This window comes from Vibrio sp. 10N.261.54.E10, from assembly GCF_002877735.2.
Classification (GTDB): domain Bacteria; phylum Pseudomonadota; class Gammaproteobacteria; order Enterobacterales; family Vibrionaceae; genus Vibrio; species Vibrio crassostreae_C.
Window position 1 is genome coordinate 657,194 of record NZ_MCXE02000001.1, and the last position, 21,681, is coordinate 678,874.

The 21,681-nt window shown below is 47.0% G+C and carries 9 protein-coding genes; 4 read left to right on the forward strand and 5 right to left on the reverse strand.

The features are described 5' to 3' along the window. Nucleotides 1-11: 11 nt before the first annotated feature. From BCU07_RS02910 to BCU07_RS02920, 3 genes are read right to left on the reverse strand one after another with little or no spacing between them, the layout of a single operon-like run. Nucleotides 12-5,984 carry a beta-ketoacyl synthase N-terminal-like domain-containing protein gene (locus BCU07_RS02910; protein ID WP_102429099.1) on the reverse strand — a complete coding sequence of 1,991 codons (5,973 nt, stop codon included), beginning with the start codon at nucleotides 5,982-5,984 and terminating at the stop codon, nucleotides 12-14. Further along, complete coding sequence (locus BCU07_RS02915; RefSeq protein WP_102429100.1) at nucleotides 5,981-8,038, reverse strand: PfaB family protein; 2,058 nt, start codon at nucleotides 8,036-8,038, stop codon at nucleotides 5,981-5,983. Before BCU07_RS02915 ends, BCU07_RS02910 begins: the two co-directional genes overlap by 4 nt. Next, nucleotides 8,038-15,858 carry a type I polyketide synthase gene (locus BCU07_RS02920; protein ID WP_102429101.1) on the reverse strand — a complete coding sequence of 2,607 codons (7,821 nt, stop codon included), beginning with the start codon at nucleotides 15,856-15,858 and terminating at the stop codon, nucleotides 8,038-8,040. The genes BCU07_RS02915 and BCU07_RS02920 overlap by 1 nt, the downstream gene beginning before the upstream one ends. Before the next feature lie 721 nt (nucleotides 15,859-16,579). Between BCU07_RS02920 and BCU07_RS02925 the strand changes: the two genes are divergently transcribed. Next, nucleotides 16,580-17,392, forward strand: a complete 813-nt coding sequence (locus BCU07_RS02925) for a 4'-phosphopantetheinyl transferase family protein (protein ID WP_102429102.1) — start codon at nucleotides 16,580-16,582, stop codon at nucleotides 17,390-17,392. A 75-nt stretch (nucleotides 17,393-17,467) separates the two neighbouring features. Here the strand turns inward: BCU07_RS02925 and BCU07_RS02930 are convergent, their stop codons facing one another. Continuing rightward, complete coding sequence (locus BCU07_RS02930) at nucleotides 17,468-17,875, reverse strand: thioesterase family protein (protein WP_102429103.1); 408 nt, start codon at nucleotides 17,873-17,875, stop codon at nucleotides 17,468-17,470. A gap of 356 nt (nucleotides 17,876-18,231) precedes the next feature. Between BCU07_RS02930 and BCU07_RS02935 the strand changes: the two genes are divergently transcribed. The 3 genes from BCU07_RS02935 to BCU07_RS02945 all read left to right on the forward strand — a co-directional run bounded on the left by BCU07_RS02935 (nucleotide 18,232) and on the right by BCU07_RS02945 (nucleotide 21,411). Continuing rightward, complete coding sequence (locus BCU07_RS02935; protein ID WP_016788636.1) at nucleotides 18,232-19,227, forward strand: TRAP transporter substrate-binding protein; 996 nt, start codon at nucleotides 18,232-18,234, stop codon at nucleotides 19,225-19,227. Between the two features lie 64 nt (nucleotides 19,228-19,291). Then, nucleotides 19,292-20,047 (forward strand): TRAP transporter small permease, encoded by a 756-nt coding sequence (locus BCU07_RS02940; RefSeq protein ID WP_029235189.1) that lies wholly within the window; start codon nucleotides 19,292-19,294, stop codon nucleotides 20,045-20,047. 2 nt (nucleotides 20,048-20,049) lie between these two features. Next, on the forward strand, nucleotides 20,050-21,411 hold the full coding sequence (locus BCU07_RS02945; protein ID WP_017060625.1) for a TRAP transporter large permease: 1,362 nt from the start codon (nucleotides 20,050-20,052) through the stop codon (nucleotides 21,409-21,411). Between the two features lie 54 nt (nucleotides 21,412-21,465). On the opposite strand, the gene BCU07_RS02950 is transcribed toward BCU07_RS02945, so the two are convergent. Next, a complete protein-coding gene (locus tag BCU07_RS02950) occupies nucleotides 21,466-21,639 on the reverse strand; it encodes a hypothetical protein (protein ID WP_017060624.1) in 174 nt (57 codons plus the stop codon). Nucleotides 21,640-21,681 lie beyond the last annotated feature (42 nt).

The window sequence follows — 21,681 nt, forward strand, 5'->3', positions numbered from 1 at the left end:
CTAATGGCGGCTTATGCTTCTTCGATACAAATTGCGATGTCTTTCACTTCGTAAATACGCAGACCATCTTTGCTCAGGTTTGCGTCGCCAACGATGATGCGTTTGCCGTCTTCGTCTTTAATCGCAGTGATGTGTACATCCAGAGACATCTGTTTGTTCAGAGGGTTAATCTGACCACGGTATTTCCATTTCACTTCCGATTGGATTTGACCAAACTTCGGATTGCGGAAGCCAGCGCCAAGGTCTTTGTTTAGCGCATAGGTTTGCATTAATTCGATGATCGCTTCGACACCTAGAGAGCCTGGCATTACCGGATCTTGATGGAAGTGGAACTGGAAGAACCAATCACTTGGGTCAATCGTACGCTCAGCGTATAGGTAACCAAGGCCATCTTTACCACCATCGCTGGTGATCTGCACAGTATCGATAAAGTTCAAACGACCGCCAGCCAGTTGGTAGTGCTCTTGCACTTCACCAGTAGCAGAAACGGGTGCATTGAAGTAACGCGTCGTTTTGTCTAGCAGGTTGATGTTTACATCCGGTGTGCGGTTGTTATCAACGTGCCAAGGGTGAGTCACTTTACCGTTGTCCAAACCAAGTTGGTCTTTCAGTGCTGCGCCTTTGAAGTAACCAAATACCGCTGTACCTTGATAGAAAGGCACGCCGTCAGTGCTCAGTTCAAAGCTGAAGCTCTGTACGATGTTGGTGCCCATCATAACGGTTGAAAGCAGACGAGAATCGTTGGTGATCGTTTTGCCACGCAAGTCGACGTTACGCAGCATTTTGCCGCTACCATCTAGGTTACGGAAAAACAGTTCTTCACCTGGGAAGCCCAGTGTGGTGCCCATGTAGCCTGAGATGAAGCCGTTTGGCTGCAGTGAAATCTCCATCAATACCGAGTAAGGCATTAGGGTCTGGTGGCTGTTTTCATCAAAGTACCATGCATTTTCTGGCACTTCGTATTCTGCGATACATGATGAAGGCTTCTTGAAGTCGCCACGCTTACCGTCGATCTCAACAACACGAGTAGTTAGCTGTAGGTCGCCACACGGAGTACGTGGTGGAATCATGCCACGGTAGATAGAGAAATCAGGCCCGAAACATTTCTCGATATCGCCAGTCGCGAATTCGAACATATGGTAAGGCGTGAATGGAACCGTATCGGGTGTGCGATTTGGGTAATCTGGAGTTACCGGCGCTTCAACGTGTTGAAGAGGAACGACACCTTTATTTGGCGCCGTTTCTAGGTCTTCAATTTGAGCCATCAATGGCGCATTCGCTGAAGCTTGTTGGTTCATTGCTGGTGTTTGAGCAATGTGCTGAACTTCATTCTGTAATACAGGCGTTGTGACAACCGTTTGTTCGATGGTTTCAGTCGTCTCTAAAGAAGGTAGGTAACGAGTACATTCGTCGTCTTCTTTGATCATCACACCCAAGTTTTGGAAATCAACAATCACTTTGCCGTTCAGCAAGATATCGATGTTGGCTTTCGCGTATGGACGAGGGCTTAGACCAATCTCGGTCACTTCCATGCGGTAAGTCAGTTCTGCAGATTGCGGTAGAACTTGGCCACGACAACGTACTTGTTGAGGGGCATTTTCAAGCGGTTGGAAACGACCATTTTGAACAAGCGTATGCATGCCAAGGTGCATCATGAAGAATTGAAGCAGTTGACCACAACCTTCTGCCATCAAAGAACCAGCCATTACTGAGTCATCTTTGAAGTGACAAGGGAAGTACCAGTGCTCAGGCTCTAGCTGCTTATGACCTTCAATCAGACCAAGTCCCCATGTGCCGCCTTGCGGTTCAACACGGCTAACCTTTTCGATCATCATGAACTTCTCTGAGCTGAAGCACAAAGAAGGCTGGTGGCTATTGGATTGGTGAGTTGGGCCAAAACACTCTGCAATGTTTGCAGTCAGCAGGTGGCGCAGTTCTTGGTGGTTAAACTGCGTTTTAGGACAGTGCAGCATAGGGTCGAAGCGTTGCTTAGTTGCAAGTTTACGAGCCTTGATTTCGTCTTCAGTGTGAATCACACCCTTGCCGTCTGCTAGCTCTTCATCAGTGAAGAAGCCCGCACAACCGTTATCCATTTTCAGGATCATCTTGTCGCCAACGAAACACTCGTACGAGAAGAAGAACAGTAATGTGTCGCCATTGCGAGCAAAGTTGTTGATTGAGATATCGTAACGCAGTGTATCGCCACCACGAGGCAAGTCGCCAAGGAAGGTCAGCGTACAATCAAGCAGGCGATAAACACGCTCGCCTTTGTTTTCAAAATCAATGCCTAAGTAGCTGATCAGCATTAGGTCACACTGACCAGATTCAACTGCAACAGCCCAAGGGATCTGACCATCAACAAGATACGGCGCATCAACTGGGATGTCGTATTCGGTGGTCATTGTGCTTGGCTTGTACTCGTTCATTGTCGCGTTGAGCTTAGTGACACGAGATACCAGTAGGTAGTCGGTGGTTGGCAAACGAACGCGGCGCGAGTAGCTATCGATGATCGCGTAATCAGGACCAAATACGTTAGCGATGTCGCCTTCAGCGTATTCAACCAGATCATCGTAATCCCAGATACATGGCTTACGGATAGGTTTTACTGATGCTGGCGTCGCAAGTACGTTTACTGGCACTGACTGAACCTGAGTCGGTTGAGCTTGAACAGGCTGAGCTGATGTTTGCTGACCAGTCGTTTGTTGAGAAAGGGCATTGCTATCTAAACCAGATGTCACTGCGTTTAGCTGTGCTTTTAATAACGCATCAGCCATTTGCATGCCTTGGGCACGTGTGTGCAGGAATGCTTTGTGTACTTGCTGCGCCGCTTGCTGGTTTTGAGCAAAAGCTTGGTTTTGGCTTACCTGAGCTTGGTTTAGATTTTGTGGCTGCTGTGAAGCTGCGTCGATTTGAGACGCGCCATTTTTAGCGGATAAGACATGAGTCATATTGCTGTGGTTACCTGTTAGCTGACTGTGGCGAGTTGGCGCCAGAGTAGGGGATACTGAAGTCGGAGTTTCGATGACTGGCTCTACCGCGTTCTGCGCTAATGCTTTCTTCTCTAACTCTTTTTGCGCAAGGGCTGCTTGAATGCTTGCTGTCGTTGGAATCGACGCCACTCTTACTGCTTGTTTACCAGAAGCTTTCTGTTGAATCGTTGCCAAGTTGGTCACTGGGGTTTGGGCAATATGTTGATAGATATCACGACCACCAAGAGTCACTTGCTTAACCAATTGACGTTTAGCATCGCTCGCCAGTTCATTGCTTAAACGAACGGAAAGTGACTGAGATTCAACACTCGACTGGCTTAGTAGCAGCTGTGAACATTGTCCTTCGCTGATGTTGGCAACAATAGCGTTTTTAGAGCTGACATTTGGATTCAGTGGCTCATGGTTCAGGTTGAGCAGACCGTGTAGCAGGCTTGCCATACCAGAAGCTGCAGAGCAGTGACCTACACGCTGACTCGCTTGAGTTGTCTTGGTGTTCCCTAAACTTAGAGATGAAGACTGATGTGATGAAGATTCTGGTGCATGGTTAAGCTCAAGCAGAGATACATCGTTCGAGTTGATGCCGACTTGAGTCATTAACTCATCAGCAACGGCGTTGTTATTCTCGCTTGAACCAAAGGCCAATGCGTTGATGCTGCCGTAAGCCGTATCTTGGTTGCTCGCTACTCGACTCTCTTCAACAAGAACAATCGCACCTGCGCCTTCGCCCACATTCCAACTGCCGTCTTGCGGTTGTCCGAATTTTGGAGCAAGTGACACTGGGCTGACGCTGTTCTTCAGAATCACATGTTCTGCACTGCCGCTAAGGTCAACGGCTGCAATCACGACTGCGTCCATGGATTCTTGCGACATCAAGTTTTGTGCAACATCGATACAACGAGCAACTGATTGTTCAGCGGCTGAAATCGTAAAGGCAGGGCCGTTAAAGTCCCACAATGAAGAGATACGCGAAGCCATGATGTTGCCGATGAAACTGGTGTATTGGTTCAGCTTGGCTGCGTCCATCACACTGTCCATCGCAATGGTTTCTAGCGCTTGGTATTCGTCTTGTGTTAGCTCAATACCCATGTTGGCAAAGCTGTCAGCCAGTTGGCTATGCAGGTTTACGCGTCCACGGAATTGGTGCATCTCAAGCTCTGTTTCCATCGCAACGAGTACTGCAACCTTTTGGCCTGCTACAAGCTTGGCATCTTTGATGGCTTCGTCTGCAACTTTCATCAGTAACAACTGCTGAGAGATCAAACGGTCATCTTCATTAGGCGGCACTTTAAAGCGCAGGAAATCGAGATCGAATTGATCGATGTATGCTCCGTTTGGAATGCCGTGTAAACCAAACTGATTCAGTAGTTCTGGATGTTGGTCTAAGCCTTTCCAGCGTTTCTTAGGCAAAGCAATGAAAGCATCGTTGTTGGTTTCAATTGCAGTGCTCAGCGCGTTGATACTTTGCAGAGAACCGAAGTGAGACGCGAGGCCAGTAATGCTTAAATTAGACGGTTGTAGGCTTGGAGATGCCGACTCTAAAGTCTGGGTTACATGACTCGTGTCTGAATACGCTTCAAGCAGTAAGTGAGCGTTACAACCACCGAAACCAAATACAGAAACACCCGCGCAGCGCTCTGAGTTACCCGCTTTACTTGGCCAAGGTTGAACCTGCGTTGGCAGAGTCTGTGGGCCAAATAAACCTTCAGGCGACGATAGTGGCTTGTCCAAATTAATACTTGGAGGAAGCACGCCTTCTTTCATCGCAAAGATCATTTTCATAATCCCCGGCATACCCGCAGCAGTCAGTAAGTGGCCGAGGTTTGACTTCGCAGAGCCAATCGATGGCGGGTTAGAACCATTCAATTTGTCAGCAAAGAAACGCTCCATTGAGGTTAACTCAACCTTGTCACCTAATGGTGTGCCAGTTGCGTGACACTCAATCACTTCAATGCTGTCTGGTGTTAGGTTTGAAGCCTCGTAAGCGCGTTCAAAGGCTTGTACTTGTCCTTTGCTGTTTGGGCTTAATACGAACTGGCCACGGCCATCGTTCGACAAGCCAATACCGCTGACAACTGCATAGATATTGTCGCCATCACGTTCTGCATCAGCTAAGCGTTTTAGGACTAAAACACCGGCACCTTCGCCAGCAAACAGACCTTTACTGTTGCTATCAAACGGAACCGAAACACCGTGGTCAGGGTAAGCGTGGAAGATGGAAAAACCCATGTTGATAAAGAATGGGTCAGCACCTGATACCGCGCCTGCCAACATCATGTCGGCCTTGCCCGTGTTCAAGTAATCACATGCTAACTTCAATGAATACACTGAGCTTGCACATGCCGCATCTAGGCTAAGTTGCACGTTGCCTAAACCTAGCGCATCAGCCACTAACTTAGAGGCGTTGTGTGCTGCAGCGCCATTGATAGGGTTGAGATCTTGCGCGGTTTCATTGGTTGGTAGCAGTGAAAATTGGTCATTAGCCAATTTATCTTTAAGTGCTTTCTCGACCACTGAGTGATACATCGGCAGAAACAAGTCGTTTGAGCGTGTCGTTGGGAACGAAAGGGCACCCATGATCACGCCTGTGCGCTCTAAAACATCGGCATTCAGATCAATACCTGCGTCGGTTAAAGCCTTACGACTGGTATCCAAAGCCCATAGGAAGCTTTGATCTACGCCGTTGAACGATTCTGCTGTTAAGCGGTAGCCATTGCTATCGAAATTGAAGTTTTCGATGTAGCCGCCTTTGTCACAGTAAAAGCGGTCTGATTCGCCTTGCACGCCCTGATAGCTTTCAGGTTTAGCTCCTAACTTTTCCGCGCTTAATGTGGTTCGAGAATCTTTTTTATTCAGCAAGTTTTGCCAAAAATCTTTTGGCGTATCCGCTTCTGGGTATTGGTTAGCAATACCGACAATCGCGATTTTATTGCACTTCACTTGCTGCTTATTCTTAGTTTGAGCTTGATATTGAGATGTCTTCGATTGAGAACTCATACTAGCTCTCCTTGATGATTCACTGCGCTGCCTTGAGACACACCACGTAATTGCTTAGCGGCGGTGATCTGTTGTTCTAGCCCTTGAATAAGTGGCTCGACAGACAGTGGGATTTGATGAGTAATGAGCTGACCAATGCATTTGATGAGTGTGACAACATCGTCACCGCCTTTGGCATTGGAAGCGATTGTGCAGTACTGGTCGGCTACGTCGTCGCTACGATTGATCTTGTCGATCAATGTGCTGGTTTGACGATCGGCACCTACTTCGACAAACAGACGAGCACCTTGTTGACGCGCACTCTGGATCAACGCGGTGAAATCTAACGTTGAACAGAAAGTGTCGGCAATCGAAAGGGCGATACTGTCGCTGTCGATATTGATTGGTGCACCAGTCGGTAGGCCTGCTGCGCTGATAAAGCGGATATGCTTTGGCAATTCGTCGAACAGTGGTTGCGTGTAAAACTCACGCACTTGGCTATGTTGGCTCAATGCTGGTGTGGTGTGCATGGCAGTCACACGGTTCGCGGCAATGCCACGTTTACCCAGTTTTTTGAGTAGTGCACGACATGTGCTTTCACAACCGGCCAGTACGCAGGTGTCACCTTGGGTAATGGCAAGATAAGCGCGTGGGAATTCTGGTAACAGAGCTTCAATCGCTTGCGCATCACTGCGAACCACAAAGCTGTTCCATTGGATGATTTCGTCGCTGTTCAGCTGCCAATCTTGACGCACTGCTGTCAGTTCGCCAGAAATAGCCGTGGTGAAGATAGGACTGGATTGAGTCATCTCAATCAGCGCATGCGGATTTTTCCAAACATTCAAGCTAGCCCACATGGAAGCTTCACCCTTGGAGTAGCCCAAGGCGAAGTCTGGCTGCACTTTGAATTCATCACATAGCAGTTGTGTTAACAGATAACTACTGCCTACACCGGCAATTGCCAATTCACTAAGCGACATTTCTTGCGAGTCTTCAGCGTAGGTTTTTTCAGCCTGCAGCATCTCTTTCAAGTTACCTTCGCGTTCTAAGCGAGCAAATAACTGTGGGAAATGGTGGTGAAATTCGAGCAACATGCCGGGATAAACCGTGCCAACACCAGGGTAAACAAATGCAACGCCACCTTTGCTTTGAGGCATCGGTGAGAAACAACTGCCCGCTGGCGTTTTGTAGTGGCTATTGTCAGCCATTACTTTTGGCAACGCATTTTCTAGCGCGGTGATCTCTTGTAGTGCAGCCTCAATTGAAGCGGCTTGAATTACGATGTTTGCACCTCGGCCAGCATTGTGTTGAACGCTTTCGAAGTGACTTAGGTTCGAATGCATTAGGGCGGCGATAGCAAGCTCGCTGTCCGATGAATCACTAACGCATTTTAGCTCTTCTCTTAACGAGGTTAACTGAGAAACCAATTCGGCTTGTTCGCAGCCAGAAACCACAAACATCAAACGCTCGCTCGATAGCAATGGTTTTGGTTGTTGCAAACCGGTCGCTTGAGTCAATATCAGGCTGGTGGCTTTTTGGCTATCGTCACTGAAAGTTAACGCAGCAACACGTGCTTTGTTCGGCTCAGTGAACCAATAGTGGCTCGGTAATGAATAACTCGGCAATGAACGGCTCGATATCGCATTAACCATATTCAACAATTCATCAAACTGCTGCGAAGCAGAGAGTGTAGAATATTGTTGTTGATGGCTTAAATCTGTCGCGGGGCGGCGTGACATATCCAGAGCAAGCTGAACGCTATCTCCATTATCTAGATCGAGAGCTTCAACAAAGCCCGCCAAATTCGCGTGTGGGTGAATCTTATTCTGAGCAGCATTCAGCGCACTTAACATCAACAATGATGGTGAGTGAGAATCCAAACAGAGTTTAACAGCAGTACCTTGATTTACAGTCTCAATCGCACGGTTAAGTGCTTGATTAAAATTGCCATCAACCACAACAGAAACCATTTCAGGGAATGAAGATAATAAGTCGGCAGAAAGCTCAGCCGCATTTGCTGGCTGAGCTAAAAGAGCGATGCGCAATGGCATCGCTTTATTAGTAGGAACAGTCACTATGACAATTGCTCCTTTTCTGCGTTCTTAGTCGCCTCTTTCTTCGATACTGTTGAGCTAGACTTCGGCAAAAATGCGTCGTTTAAGCTCTTGCTGATGGTGACTTTGGCACCTTTCATTACTGCGCTTAAACGACCATCTTGGTGGTAAAGCGAGATATCAGCTTGCAGCGAACGAGCCGTGCTTTTTATCACGTTCAGCTCTAGCCAACCTTGGTCACCATTGCGCATCGGTGCGTAGCAAACAAACTCACCGATTGCAGACGGTAGGCTTGCCGCGCCGTATTTCAATCGAGCCCATACCAGCATTGCTTGCAACAGATAATCTTCAGCAAATGGCTGGCTATCGCCAAAACCTTGCTTCGGAATAAATGATCCGCAGTCGCTGTTTTCAATCTGAGGCAATTGGCACTGAGCCAGCAAGCCTAAGTCGTCAAAGCGTTCGACTGAGGTAATACCTTGCAGTCTTGGTCCGTGAAACAGAGTGCCGTCACTGTATAGAGCTTGTGCCGTTGTTACAGGTGCTGAAGTGTTGGCTTCAAAGCGCTTTTCTGACGCTTGTTGAGCATCTTCAGACACTTGCACAGAGGCAACTTGCAACTGAGCTTGATACTGTGGTCGCCCTTGGCAACTGATCACCGCTTTTAGCTGCTCTTTTGATTTAGCATCAGAAGAAAGAACCAGTTTCAGTTCTTGCACTTCATCAGTATCAAAAATCACACCTTTAAGCAGTTTGTAGTTGTGGACGCTAACGTTCACACCTAACAGTTGCTCTGTCACTTCACGCATCCATTGGATGGCACACACTGTCGGTAACACTGGGTTACCGGCAATGCAGTGATCTTGAATGAAAGGCAATGCCTTCGGGTCAAGACGACGTGTCACAGTGATGCTTGTATTCAGCGGACTCTTTGCAAGATGCACAGACTCCGCATTAAGCTTTTTTACAGCAGCTTCCTTGTTGTCAGAACCTTGCATGCTCGTGCCAACCAGCAGTTGAATACCAGTTTCGTTCAGTAGCTGAGAACTAAATAGCTCTGCACCCGCTTGAAGAGGAATCACGTACACACCGCGCTCTGTAAACATACGTTTCAGTGCTGCGTTGACCATGCCACCGTCCCACGGTCCCCAGTTGAAGCTCATCACTTTCGCTTGAGGGTTACGAGCTGACAGTTGTAGAGCCGCTTTGTTTAGGATCTCGTTAGACATCGAGTAGTCACTTTGGCCTGTGTTTCCGTAGAAACCCGCCGCCGAAGAGAACATCGCAATCAGTTTTAGCTTGCTGCTATCAAGACCACCAAGAACCGCTTCTAGTCCGCCCACTTTCGTGCCGTAAACCATATTCAGTTCATCAAGCGTTTTATCTTGAATGTGTTTGTCAGCCAGTACACCTGCACCGTGGATAAGACCTGTAATGTCGTCGAAATTTGCCAGTGTTTTCGCTACTGACTCATGGTTCGACACATCTAGGCTTAGGTATTCAGCGCTCGCGCCAATCTCGTTGAAAGCGGCAAGTGCTGCGTTGATTTCAAGGCTGCTCAATACAGGTTTCAGCAAAGCATCAACTTTCTTCGGCGTTGGTTTGTCTCCTGTTGCTTGTAGGTGAGCGATAGCCGCTGGTTTTAGCTCTTTCTCTTGCTTGTCTTGAGCCCATTGAGGTAGCTCTTGTGATGCAATGTGTTTGCTACGACCTGCAAGAATGAAGTGAGACTTACATTGTTTAGCAAGTGTTAGTGCACATTCAAACGTCACACCTTTAGCGCCACCCGTCACCAGAACTTTGTCGCTCTTGGTGAGTTGAGCGCCTGCGTTTTTGGTTTGTGCAGCGCCTGGTGTTGCAGCAATCAATGTTGCACGACCAGATTCACCGTTTTCCGCATGGCTAAGGCCGATTTCAACCGTGTTGGTATCGATATCGAACAGTTCACCTGTGATAGCTTCAGCTAGGTGACGAGCATCAATAGAAGCGTCAGCATCCAATGCACGGCAGAATACGTTTGACCATTCATGGCTCAGTGTCTTAGTTAGACCAGATAGAGCCGCTTGGTTAAGTTCTGCATTTGCTAGTTGCTTAGTATCTAGGTAACCAAAGCCACCATCGATACGGCTTAGCGTGAAGAATACGCTGCGACCAGAAACGGCATTCAGTTGGCCATTTAGGTGCTTGGCGAATAAGAACGCTGTCGTCAGTGAAGCTCTTGAGTCTGCATTCAAGTTAACCGCTTGCTCGTTGCTTTGTTTAGCATCAACGATAGCTTGTAGGTGAATGAAGCCAGCAATCACTTTGTTCGACGTTTTAAGGTCTGCTTCGATGTCGTTAATAACCGCAGTCACACCCGCATCATCGACGCTGTTGAGTGTGTAGCTTGCTATTTCACTGTTTAAAGGTGACGCGGCAGAAAGAGCACTACGCACTACAGCAACTTGAATGCCGTTAGCGGTCAACTTTTCTGCAAGAACACCAGCGTTGTGACCATCATCAGTGATCACGACACAAGCGTCTTTTGAGAAACAATCGACGAGTTTATCTGCCGCTGGTAGCTTTTTTAGCGCTACCTCATTGTGTGGAGGAAGTTCCGCTGTCGCTGTTTCTGCGATAGGCGTTACTGATTCAGCTTTTGGAGTCGCTACGGGTGCAGCAGCGGATAGCTTGCTTTGCATGTAAGTAACGATTTCACCAAGAGTACGACACTCAGCTAAGTCTTCAGGGTTTAGCTCTGGCAGCGTTGGTAGTTGGTCTTGAACTGTACCTAGAATTTCAACGCGTTTGATAGAGTCGATGCCAAGGTCTGCTTCCATGTCCATCGCTAGGTCGAGCATTTCTGCTGGGTAGCCTGTTTTGTCGGCAACCACTTCCATCATTGTTGATTGAACGTGAGCAGGATTTAGGTCATTGCTCGCGCTTTCTACAGTTGCTGCAGCTACTTCTGTACTCGTAGTAGCGCCTAGCTTGCTGTTCATGTAATCAACGATTTCGCCCAGTGTACGACACTCAGCTAGATCTTCAGGATTTAGCTCTGGCAATGTTGGTAGCTGGTCTTGAACTGTACCAAGGATCTCAACACGTTTGATTGAGTCGATGCCAAGGTCAGCTTCCATATCCATTGCTAGGTCTAGCATTTCTGTTGGGTAGCCCGTTTTATCCGCTACTACGCTCAACATTGTGCTTTGAACTTGTTCTGCGTTTAAACCGTTTGATACTGCTGGCGCAGATGCTTGAGCTGCTACTGGAGCAGAAGCTGGAAGCTTGCTGTTCATGTAGGCTACGATTTCGCCTAGAGTGCGACATTCAGCTAAGTCTTCAGGGTTTAGTTCTGGAAGAGTCGGTAGTTCATCTTGAACCGTACCAAGAATCTCAACACGCTTGATTGAATCGATACCAAGGTCGGCTTCCATATCCATTGCTAGATCTAGCATTTCAGTCGGGTAGCCCGTCTTCTCTGCTACCACTTCTAACATGGTCTTCTGAACAACAGCTGCATCTAGTCCGCTAGTTGCTTGCACTGAAGTTGTTGCAGTTTGAGCGACTACAGGAGCCGAAGCTGGAAGCTTGCTGTTCATGTAGTTAACGATTTCGCCAAGAGTGCGACACTCAGCTAAGTCTTCAGGGTTTAGCTCTGGAAGAGTAGGCAGTTCATCTTGAACCGTACCAAGAATCTCAACACGCTTGATTGAATCGATACCAAGGTCAGCTTCCATATCCATTTCTAGATCAAGCATTTCCGTTGGGTAACCTGTCTTCTCAGCAACCACTTCTAGCATGGTTTGTTGAACGACTTTCGCATCAAGGCCATTTACTGCTTGAACAGGAGCGGCTGCGCTTGGCTGTGCTGCAACAGGCGCTGATGCTGGCATCTTGCTGTTCATGCTTTTACTGTTCATGTACTCGACGATTTCACCAAGAGTACGACACTCAGCCAAATCTTCAGGATTCAGCTCAGGTAGGTTTGGCATTTCGTCTTGAACGGTACCAAGGATCTCTACGCGCTTGATTGAGTCGATACCAAGGTCTGCTTCCATGTCCATTTCTAGATCAAGCATTTCCGTTGGGTAACCCGTTTTCTCAGCGACCACTTCTAGCATCACTTTTTCAGCATCGGCTGATTGTACTGCTACTGGTGCAGCCACAGGAGCTGGTTGTGCTTTAACTGGCACAGGCTGAGCTGCAACAGGCGCTGCCGCTTGAGCCGCTACTTGTGGTGCAGGAGCTGCTTTCTGTACTGGCGTAACTTGAACAGACTGGGCTTGAACTGGCGCGGCTTGTACAGTAGTCGCTTGTACTTGAGCTACAGGCTGTTGAACGATAGCTGTTGGTGTAGCTTGAATTACTGGCTGAGCATTTACTGGCGCAACGAAGGTTGGTTGTGTCGTTTGTACTGAACCTTGCGTCAGCATATTAAGTGCTGAGTTGTTGCTGTGTGCTTGCATCTCTAGGTAATGAGCGTGAGCTTTTAGCGTTTCAGCTTGGTGCTGGTGGAACATTTCCATAGAACGTTGCAGGTTCTCTGGAATTGTTACGCCTGCTGTTGCCATTTTCGCTTGCTCAGACATTAGGGTATTGAACGTGTCACCGTATTGTTGAGGAATCGCAAGGAACTGCTGATGTACTTCTGCTGCTTGTTGTTGAGCATTGAAGAACGATTGCAGTGAAGACTCATCAACCGTTACTTGAGCTGCTGGCTTAATAGTCGCTGGTGCAGGTTGCGCCATTTGAGGCTGCTGAGCTGCTGTTGCTACTTGCACACTTGGTGCTGGAGCAACTGACGGTTGTACATTTGAAGCTTGAGGAGCAGCCACAGGTACTTCAACGATTTCTGTTTTAATCACTTCTTTTTCCACGATTTTCTCGACTTCAACTTTCACTTCAACAATCTCAGTCTTTTCGGTGACGTTGCCCGAAGCCAATGATTGATCCATTTTCTTACGAGTAGCAGGGCTGATGTAGTTGGTTGCATTCAGCTTGATGTTCATTGGTGATGCCTTTGCAGGTTCAGCAATGTCAGCTTGGTAAGGGTCAATGTTGTCTAATGAAACACCAGCCACGCACAGTTGAACCGCAGCTAAGCGAAGCTGTTGGTCACTGTCGCCTTTAGGGCTTGGGTTGATGCTGATTGCGTAAAGCTCTTCGTTCTTATCAGCCAATGTTTTCTCAACCAGCTTTTGAAGAATGTTTTTAGGACCGAACTCAACGAATACGCGCGCGCCGGCTTCATACATCGCTTCAATTTGCTCGCTGAAACGAACCGATTGCAGCATGTGCTGTTTGAATGCTTTCTTGATCGCTTTAGCGTCTTTGCTGTGCAGTTTGCCCGTTGCGTTTGAGTAAAGCGGCAGCGTTGGAGCGCTGAATGAAGCTTTATCAATTGCAGCAGCAAACGGTTTTTGAGCGTGAGCAACAAGTGGAGTGTGGAAAGCGCCGGAAACAGGCAGAGCAATCGCTTTGAAGCCTTGTTCTGTTAGCGCTTGAGCTGCTTGTTGAACCGTCGCTGTTGGACCTGCAATAACCAATTGAGTCGGAGCGTTGTAGTTGGCAATGCTCACGCCTTCGAATTGGCTGATGCAGCTTTCAACGGCTGGAAGCTTGTCTGCGTCTAGGATGACCGCAAACATAGTACCGCTGTCGCCTTGTTCTGGTGAAGCCGCCATCGCATCGCCACGAGCGAAAGCTAGCTGGTAGTAATCGTCTTGCGAGATAACACCTGATGCACATAGTGCGCTTAGCTCACCAAAGCTGTGGCCTGCGACCATGTCTGCTTTGAAGCCAGCTTGAGTCATGATGTCGAACTGACCCATAGACACAGTACCAATCGCACTTTGCGCATTGGCCGTGTTGGTTAGCACCGCCTCTTGAGCTTTGGTTGCTTCTGGTGTGAAGGTTGGAATTGGGAACAGAATTTGCGACAGAGCCGTTTTCTTGTGCTGACCAAATACCTGATCCGCTTGAGCAAGCTGTTGACGCATTTCAGGGTAATGACAAGCAAGCTCGCGACCCATGTTTAGGTATTGCGAACCTTGACCTGCAAATAGTGCTGCCACTTTACCAGCGCCGTTTTCAGCAATCAGTGCCGACTCACGGTAGCTAGTACCGTTTGGCATCTGCCAATGTGTTTTGGTTTGGCTCTCAAGCATAGAAACCGCTTGAGTCAGTTGCGCTTGAAGGTCTGCTTGGTCAGTCACGACTAAACCAATACGAGCATGCTTAGCGTCAACTTCGCGTAGAGCGTGGTGCTCAGCAAGCGCTTCTAGTTTGAACGCAGCGTCTGTAGTTTGAGTTGAAACCTGTTTAAGTTCATTGATCAGTGCTTGACGAGATTCTGCGCTGAATAACAGAGTTTGCGGCACTTGGCGCTGACGGTATTTGTCACCGCGAGCGTGCTCTGGCGTGTACTCTTCTAATACAACGTGGAAGTTAGTGCCACCAAAACCAAATGAGCTGATACCTGCACGGCGTGGTGTGCCGTCGACACGTTTCATCCAAGGACGCGTTTGTGTGTTTAGGTAGAACGGTGAGTTCTCGATATCCAACTTAGGATTCGGAGCCGATACGTTGATCGTTGGCGGCAGTACTTTGTGGTGCAGTGCTAATGCAGCTTTAATTAGGCCGGCAGTACCCGCAGTTGATTTAGTGTGACCAATTTGAGATTTCACAGAGCCTAACGCAATGTGTTGCTTCTCTTCATTGTTCTCACTGAATACCGAGTTTAGGCCACCAAATTCAGCAACATCACCTGCTGCTGTACCTGTGCCGTGCGCTTCTAAAAGGCCAAGCGTGTGCGGTGCGAAACCAGCATCATCGTAAGCGCGTTTTAGTGCTTTTGCTTGTCCTTCAGGGCGGGGCGCGTAGATACTCTTGAACTTACCGTCCGAAGAAGAACCAACACCTTTAATCACTGAGTAGATTCTGTCGCCATCGCGCTCAGCATCTTCAAGACGCTTAAGAGCAACCATGCCGATGCCTTCACCAATCATCATCCCTTTTGAGTCGATGTCGAAAGGTTGAATGGTTTCATTGGTGGTAAATGCAGGTGTTTTAGAGAAACTCATGTACATGGTTGGCGAGTTATCAGTACACACACCACCTGTGATCATCATTTCGCTGCGGCCTTCAACCAGCTCGCTCAGTGCCATGCGCATTGCGGCTAGAGAACCTGCACACGCAGCATCTACTACACAGTTGATGCCACCAAGGTCAAAGCGGTTAGCAATACGACCAGAAATTACGTTACCTAATGAACCAGGGAATGAGTTCTCTTCCCAGTGGATGTATTGGTCTTGGAATTTTTTGATCAGCATTTCGCTGTCTTCGTCGTTGATGCCACTGCTCTTGAAGACTTTTTTCAAAACAGGGTATTGAAGACGAGCATTCAAGCTTTGAGCGATCTTCTGACCACCGCCTACACCGAGTGTAATACCGATCTTATCGCGATCGTAACCTTCAGGAAGTTTCGCATCTTCAAGTACTTCTTTTGCCACGATCAGAGATAGCAGCTGTGACGTATCAGTCAGTTCTAGGATATTTGGCGGAAGGCCGAATTCCATAGGGTTGAAGTCAACTTCTGGGATGAAGCCACCGCGCTTACAGTAAGATTTGTCTGGCGTAGTACGATCTGAATCGTAGTAATCTTCTGGGCGCCAGTGTGTATCAGGCACTTCGGTAATTGCATCGATCTTTTCGCTGATCAAATCCCAGAATTTGTTTAGGTAGCGAGAGTTCGCAAACATGCTTGCCATACCAACGATAGCAATAGGCATGTCTTTAAGACGTTTATTAAGTCGAGTGTCGTCGACTGATTCCGGTGTATTTTTTTCGGGTTGGCTCATTATGAGTCTCCACTTGAAATCACTGAGGGCGATGTCGTGTTTTGAGGCTGCGCTTTTAATTGAATCGAAAATAAATCTGAAACAGATTTGGGCAAACGCAGCTGAAGAGTAAGGCTGCCGAAAGTTGGCCACCTGACTGAAATAGGGGGTGCGAAGTTCATTGACTTGCAGACGTTGAGAACGTGTTTCATGCGTGAAGGGGGTATTCGAATGTGAGGTTAATGTCCATTTAAATCCTGTCCAAAGTACTGCTTTATGCAAAGCAGGTATCCGCAATAAAAACGTGTGAATTTGTTTAATGGTTGAGCAGGCTACCCGAGGTGAGTGGCCGATACAATGCTCCCAGAGGCCACTATGATCTGTTCAGACCAGATGATTTTACTGAACTTTTGTTTTTTGTATTTTTAATGAAATTAACTTATTGATAATTAATGGATATGAGTAGTTTTTTAGTGTTTATACTCTATTTTTTTACTTGGTGAGATCTATGTCAGATTTTTGTAAGTAACATTTAATAGATGCCTGTTCCGTAAGGCTAAGTGTGATCTGTGTTTTAATTTGTTATTATTTGAAAAATTAGTTTTAAGTCCGCATATGAAGGGTGTTTCCTGCCCAAATTCTCTATGTTTCTCTCAAAACATAGGTGAGTTAAATTTGTTCGTTTTGATGTTTTATTGATGGCTTTATGAATAGTGATTTTTAAGAAGTGAGTGCTCAAAAGATGGAAACACCAGTCGTTGATTTGTGGCTTTGTTCTCTAAGCAATTTGGATGAAGGTACTGATCATGTGTCGTGCCTTAAACAGAAACTGACCGACGATGAAGTCGCTAAGGTTGAGCGTTATCGAATGCCTTCATCTCAGATCCAAGCGCTCTATGTTCGTAACTACTTACGAGAGGTTCTGTCGATCTACTCTGATTTGACGGCTGAAGAGTGGCGATTTGAGTATGGTGAAAAAGGCAAACCAAGCTTGATTGCAGAGCAGCAACACAAAACCGGACTGAATTTCAATATTAGCCACAGTCAAGATCATTTACTGATTGCTGTCTGCCGAACGAAAGGGCAACCACTACAGCTTGGGGTGGATATAGAACATGCAAGAAGCTCGACCAACATCGCGGCGATCATGAAGCATTACTTTTCGGAATTTGAGATTAACGATTTACTCGAGCTGGATGAGGTATCTCAAAGAGAACGTTTTTTTGATTTGTGGGCACTGAAAGAGTCGTACATCAAAGCGACAGGTAAGGGGTTGGTCACATCATTGAAAAGTTTTTCGTTCGATTTTTCCAATCTAACTCAACAAACGCTGCCAGTTCATTCGTCGGGTTTACGACCAGAGTTACATGGAGGAATCATTGTCCATAACGGTGTAGGGTTGGATGCTGCGGAAAATGACAATACTTCAACAGATTGGCAATGCAGTTTAGGAAGGCTGGATAACCAGTTTCGATTTGCCGTGACGCTTGGTGGTGCAACGCTTCCTATGCAATTAGAGATTAAGTGCTTCCCCAAATCGAAGCTACTTGGCTGAGTTTACGTTCGTTACACTAGAACCTTTAGCTTCTAATCTTGAACACGGCTCGCTCTCAGCCATTCGTAATATTGGCTAACTCGTTTCGCGAAGCATCGCTTTTAATACTTCTGCGGGTACAGGCTGAAGTTGTTTGTCTTTATCTAGGCAAACCATCTCGATATCACCAATCACGGCAGGTTTGGTTGCATCTTTACGCCATACCTCTTGTCGCCATAAGGTTTTGTATTTGCCATCGAGCTCAAAAGAGGTTCGGATATCGCAGATCTCTGCGAACTCAACGCCGTCTTGAAAGGTCATATTAGCTTTATACACCGCAAACCCCAGTCCATGTTCATTCCACAACTCTGCCAGTTTATCGCTGCCCAACACATGCTCGCGCGCACGCTCAAAGTATTTAAGAAAGTTAGGGTGATAAACCACACCTGAGTGATCGGTATCTTCGTAGTAAATCTGTACTGGGTGATGGTAGATCTGACTCATGGGTAGCAACTCTTGGTAAGTAGTGGATCAGTAAATCTGACTAAGTTGTGCAGCACTCTACAGGATAGGTCGAAATTACTTCAAGGTATCATCGGCAATGTGGCTCTTGGTCAGACCTCATTCGGCCGTATCCATTAGTGATGCGTTGGTCAACTCCCACCCATTTACAAATATTCTATGTGTCATTTCCCACCCATTGATTTTTGCAGCGAGTTGGTGATTGCAGCAGGCAGATATCATGAAGCCTTATGGTTAAAGGGTTGTTAATGATTTGTGTCAATGTGGCGCGCTAATTGCCTTAGTGAATGCACGCAGTTCCCATTGAAGGGCTGTTTTGTTTACTAAGGAGAATAATAATGTTTAAGCCTCTTACCCTGCTGTCTGTATCTGCTCTGGCGCTCACAAGTTTTAATGCAGCTGCAAACTGTGACCCTGGTGAAATCGTGATTAAATTCAGTCATGTAACCAATACCGATAAGCACCCGAAAGGCATCGCCGCTTCTTTACTGGAAGAGCGAGTAAACACAGAAATGAATGGAAAAGCTTGTATGCAAGTTTTCCCTAACTCAACACTTTACGATGATAATAAGGTACTGGAAGCCCTGTTAAATGGTGATGTTCAAATGGCGGCGCCATCGCTGTCAAAATTTGAGAAGTTCACTAAGAAATACCGCATTTTTGACCTTCCTTTCCTATTTGAAGACGTAGAAGCCGTTGACCGTTTCCAAAACTCAGAATCTGGTGAAAAGCTGAAGAACGCGATGAAGCGTCGTGGCCTGCAAGGTCTTGCGTTTTGGCACAATGGCATGAAACAGATGTCGGCGAACAAACCTCTTATCAGCCCTGAAGATGCAAAAGGTTTGAAATTCCGTGTTCAAGCATCGGATGTATTGGTGGCTCAGTTTGAACAACTAGGCGCTAACCCACAGAAGATGTCTTTCAAAGAAGTGTACGGTGGCTTGCAAACTAAAGTTATCGATGGTCAAGAGAACACATGGTCAAACATCTACGGTAAGAAGTTCTTTGAAGTACAAGACGGCGTGACCGAAACTAATCACGGTATCTTGGATTACCTAGTTGTAACGTCAAACGACTTCTGGAAAGACCTACCTGAAGATGTACGCACACAGCTTGGCACTATCGTTCAAGAAGTGTCTGAGACGCGTAACGCAGAATCTTCAAAAGTTAACCTAGCGAACAAAAACAACATCATCGAAGCGGGTGGTGAGGTTCGTACACTTACGCCTGAACAGCGTGAAGCATGGGTAGCTGCACTTCAACCAGTATGGAAGAAGTTTGAAAAAGACATCGGTTCAGACCTTATCGATGCAGCGTTAGCTTCAAACCAATAACACCGCTAAGGGAGTGGCGAGTATTCGTCACTCCTTATTAAAACAATTATAAGCGGAGTCAATTATGGAAAAGCCTCAAATGGAACAACCAAATTCTAGCGAATCAGCACTGGAAACCTCTCTTTTTTCCAAAGTCGGAAGAGTTACGGATGTGATTGAAGAGTCACTAATCGCATTTTTCCTTGGCGCAATGACGCTACTTACTTTTGCCAACGTGGTATTTCGATACGCATTCAATGACAACATCTTATGGGCACTGGAACTGACCGTGTTCATGTTTGCTTGGATGGTGTTAGTGGGCGCATCTTATGGCGTTAAAAAACACTTCCACATTGGTGTTGATGTGATCATCAACCTTGCCCCAGAAAAGCTACGCAAAGTGTATGCGCTCATCGCCGTGACAAGCTGCCTAGCATTTTCAATCTTACTTCTTATCGGTTCTTGGAATTATTGGTACCCATTCGCGACCGATCGCGCATGGTACGAGACCGACGATATTCCAATGCCAGAGATGCTTCAGTTTCTTGCTGACTGGCTGAATGAAGGCGAGCGATACGAGAAACTGCCACGTTTTATTCCTTATATGGCGCTGCCGATTGGTATGGCAATGCTAACGTTCCGTTTTGCTCAAGTTGCTTACCAAGTCGTCACAGGCAAGCTTGACCGCATGATTGCAGGACACGAAGCCGAAGAAGAGCTGGATGCGCTGAAAGCAGACGTGCTAGCGGGCCCTGACGAAGATGCAACAGCGGTATTGAATTCGACTCCGCAGAACAAAGCGAATGAGTCGAGTACAAAATCTAACGGTAAGGAAGACTAATCATGGCAATGTTATTTCTATTTTTAATGGTAATTGCTTTCATGTTGGTCGGTGTACCAATTGCAATTTCCCTCGGTTTATCGAGCGTAATATTCTTATTGATGCACTCAGATGCGTCATTAGCTTCAGTCGCACAAACGCTGTTTAATGCATTTGCAGGCCACTACACACTCTTAGCGATTCCTTTCTTTATCTTGGCCTCTAGCTTTATGTCTACTGGTGGCGTGGCGAAACGTATTATCCGTTTTGCTATCGCGATGGTGGGTTGGTTCCGCGGCGGCTTGGCGATGGCGTCGGTTGTGGCATGTATGATGTTCGCAGCCCTTTCTGGTTCATCTCCTGCAACGGTAGTGGCGATCGGTAGTATCGTTATCGCAGGTATGATCAAAAACGGCTACTCAAAAGAGTTCGCGGCAGGGGTTATCTGTAACGCAGGTACGTTGGGGATCTTGATTCCACCGTCCATCGTGATGGTGGTTTACGCGGCTGCGACCGATGTATCGGTAGGTCGTATGTTCTTAGGTGGCGTTATTCCTGGTTTGCTGGCGGGTGTGATGTTGATGATTGCTATCTACATCGCAGCACGTATTAAGAAGATTCCGGCACAGCCATTTGTGGGCTGGGGCGAGATGTTCGCAGCTGCGAAAGATGCGAGCTGGGGCTTGCTGCTGATTGTCATCATTCTAGGTGGTATCTACGGCGGCATCTTTACTCCGACAGAAGCGGCGGCAGTGGCTGCGGTGTATGCCTTCTTCATTGCCAACTTTATCTATAAAGATATGGGGCCTTTCGCTGACAAGAACAATACAAAGCCTGCTTTGGTTAAGGTGTTCCAAACGTTTTTCCATAAAGACACCAAAGACACACTTTACGATGCAGGCAAGCTGACGATCATGCTGCTGTTTATCATTGCCAATGCTCTGATTCTTAAGCATGTACTGACCGAAGAACGCATTCCTCAAATGATCACTGAGTCTATGCTATCTGCGGGCTTGGGTCCGATCACCTTTTTGATTGTAGTAAACGTTTTACTCTTGATTGGTGGGCAGTTCATGGAGCCATCAGGCTTGCTGATCATCGTTGCTCCTTTGGTATTCCCAATTGCAATTGCGCTCGGTATCGACCCAATTCACCTAGGTATCATGATGGTGGTGAACATGGAGATAGGGATGATAACGCCGCCTGTCGGGCTCAATTTGTTTGTGACCGCAGGTGTCGCGAAGATGTCGATGATGAACGTGGTAAAAGCCGCATTGCCGTGGGTTGGGGTGATGTTCTTATTCCTGATTATCGTCACTTACGTACCTTGGGTATCAACATGGTTACCAACCACCTTGATGGGACCAGAGATCATAACCAAGTAGCTATTTGAGTCATTCACTGACATGGAATTTAATCCATAAAAAATGAGGAGGTCGCTAGACCTCCTCATCTATATTTCTGCCACGATTTGAATGAGGCTTTATCTGCTCATACAAAGCGCGTTTTGCCTCTAATTCTGGCGTGTGTAGATCGACATGATTGTCAGCATAAAAAATACCATCTATCTCGAAAGTATCGGTAATCGATGGCACTTTTGTTTTCTCACCCATAACCACTTCCTTATTATATTTATTGCATAACATCCTGTTGTC

What these genes read in the sequence shown, in the direction of transcription:
- BCU07_RS02935 (WP_016788636.1), top strand. Translation starts at nt 18,232, where the DNA reads ATGTTTAAGCCTCTTACCCTGCTGTCTGTATCTGCTCTGGCGCTCACA.
- BCU07_RS02940 (WP_029235189.1), top strand. Translation starts at nt 19,292, where the DNA reads ATGGAAAAGCCTCAAATGGAACAACCAAATTCTAGCGAATCAGCACTG.
- BCU07_RS02910 (WP_102429099.1), bottom strand. Translation starts at nt 5,984, where the DNA reads ATGAGTTCTCAATCGAAGACATCTCAATATCAAGCTCAAACTAAGAAT.
- BCU07_RS02930 (WP_102429103.1), bottom strand. Translation starts at nt 17,875, where the DNA reads ATGAGTCAGATCTACCATCACCCAGTACAGATTTACTACGAAGATACC.
- BCU07_RS02925 (WP_102429102.1), top strand. Translation starts at nt 16,580, where the DNA reads ATGGAAACACCAGTCGTTGATTTGTGGCTTTGTTCTCTAAGCAATTTG.
- BCU07_RS02945 (WP_017060625.1), top strand. Translation starts at nt 20,050, where the DNA reads ATGGCAATGTTATTTCTATTTTTAATGGTAATTGCTTTCATGTTGGTC.
- BCU07_RS02950 (WP_017060624.1), bottom strand. Translation starts at nt 21,639, where the DNA reads ATGGGTGAGAAAACAAAAGTGCCATCGATTACCGATACTTTCGAGATA.
- BCU07_RS02920 (WP_102429101.1), bottom strand. Translation starts at nt 15,858, where the DNA reads ATGAGCCAACCCGAAAAAAATACACCGGAATCAGTCGACGACACTCGA.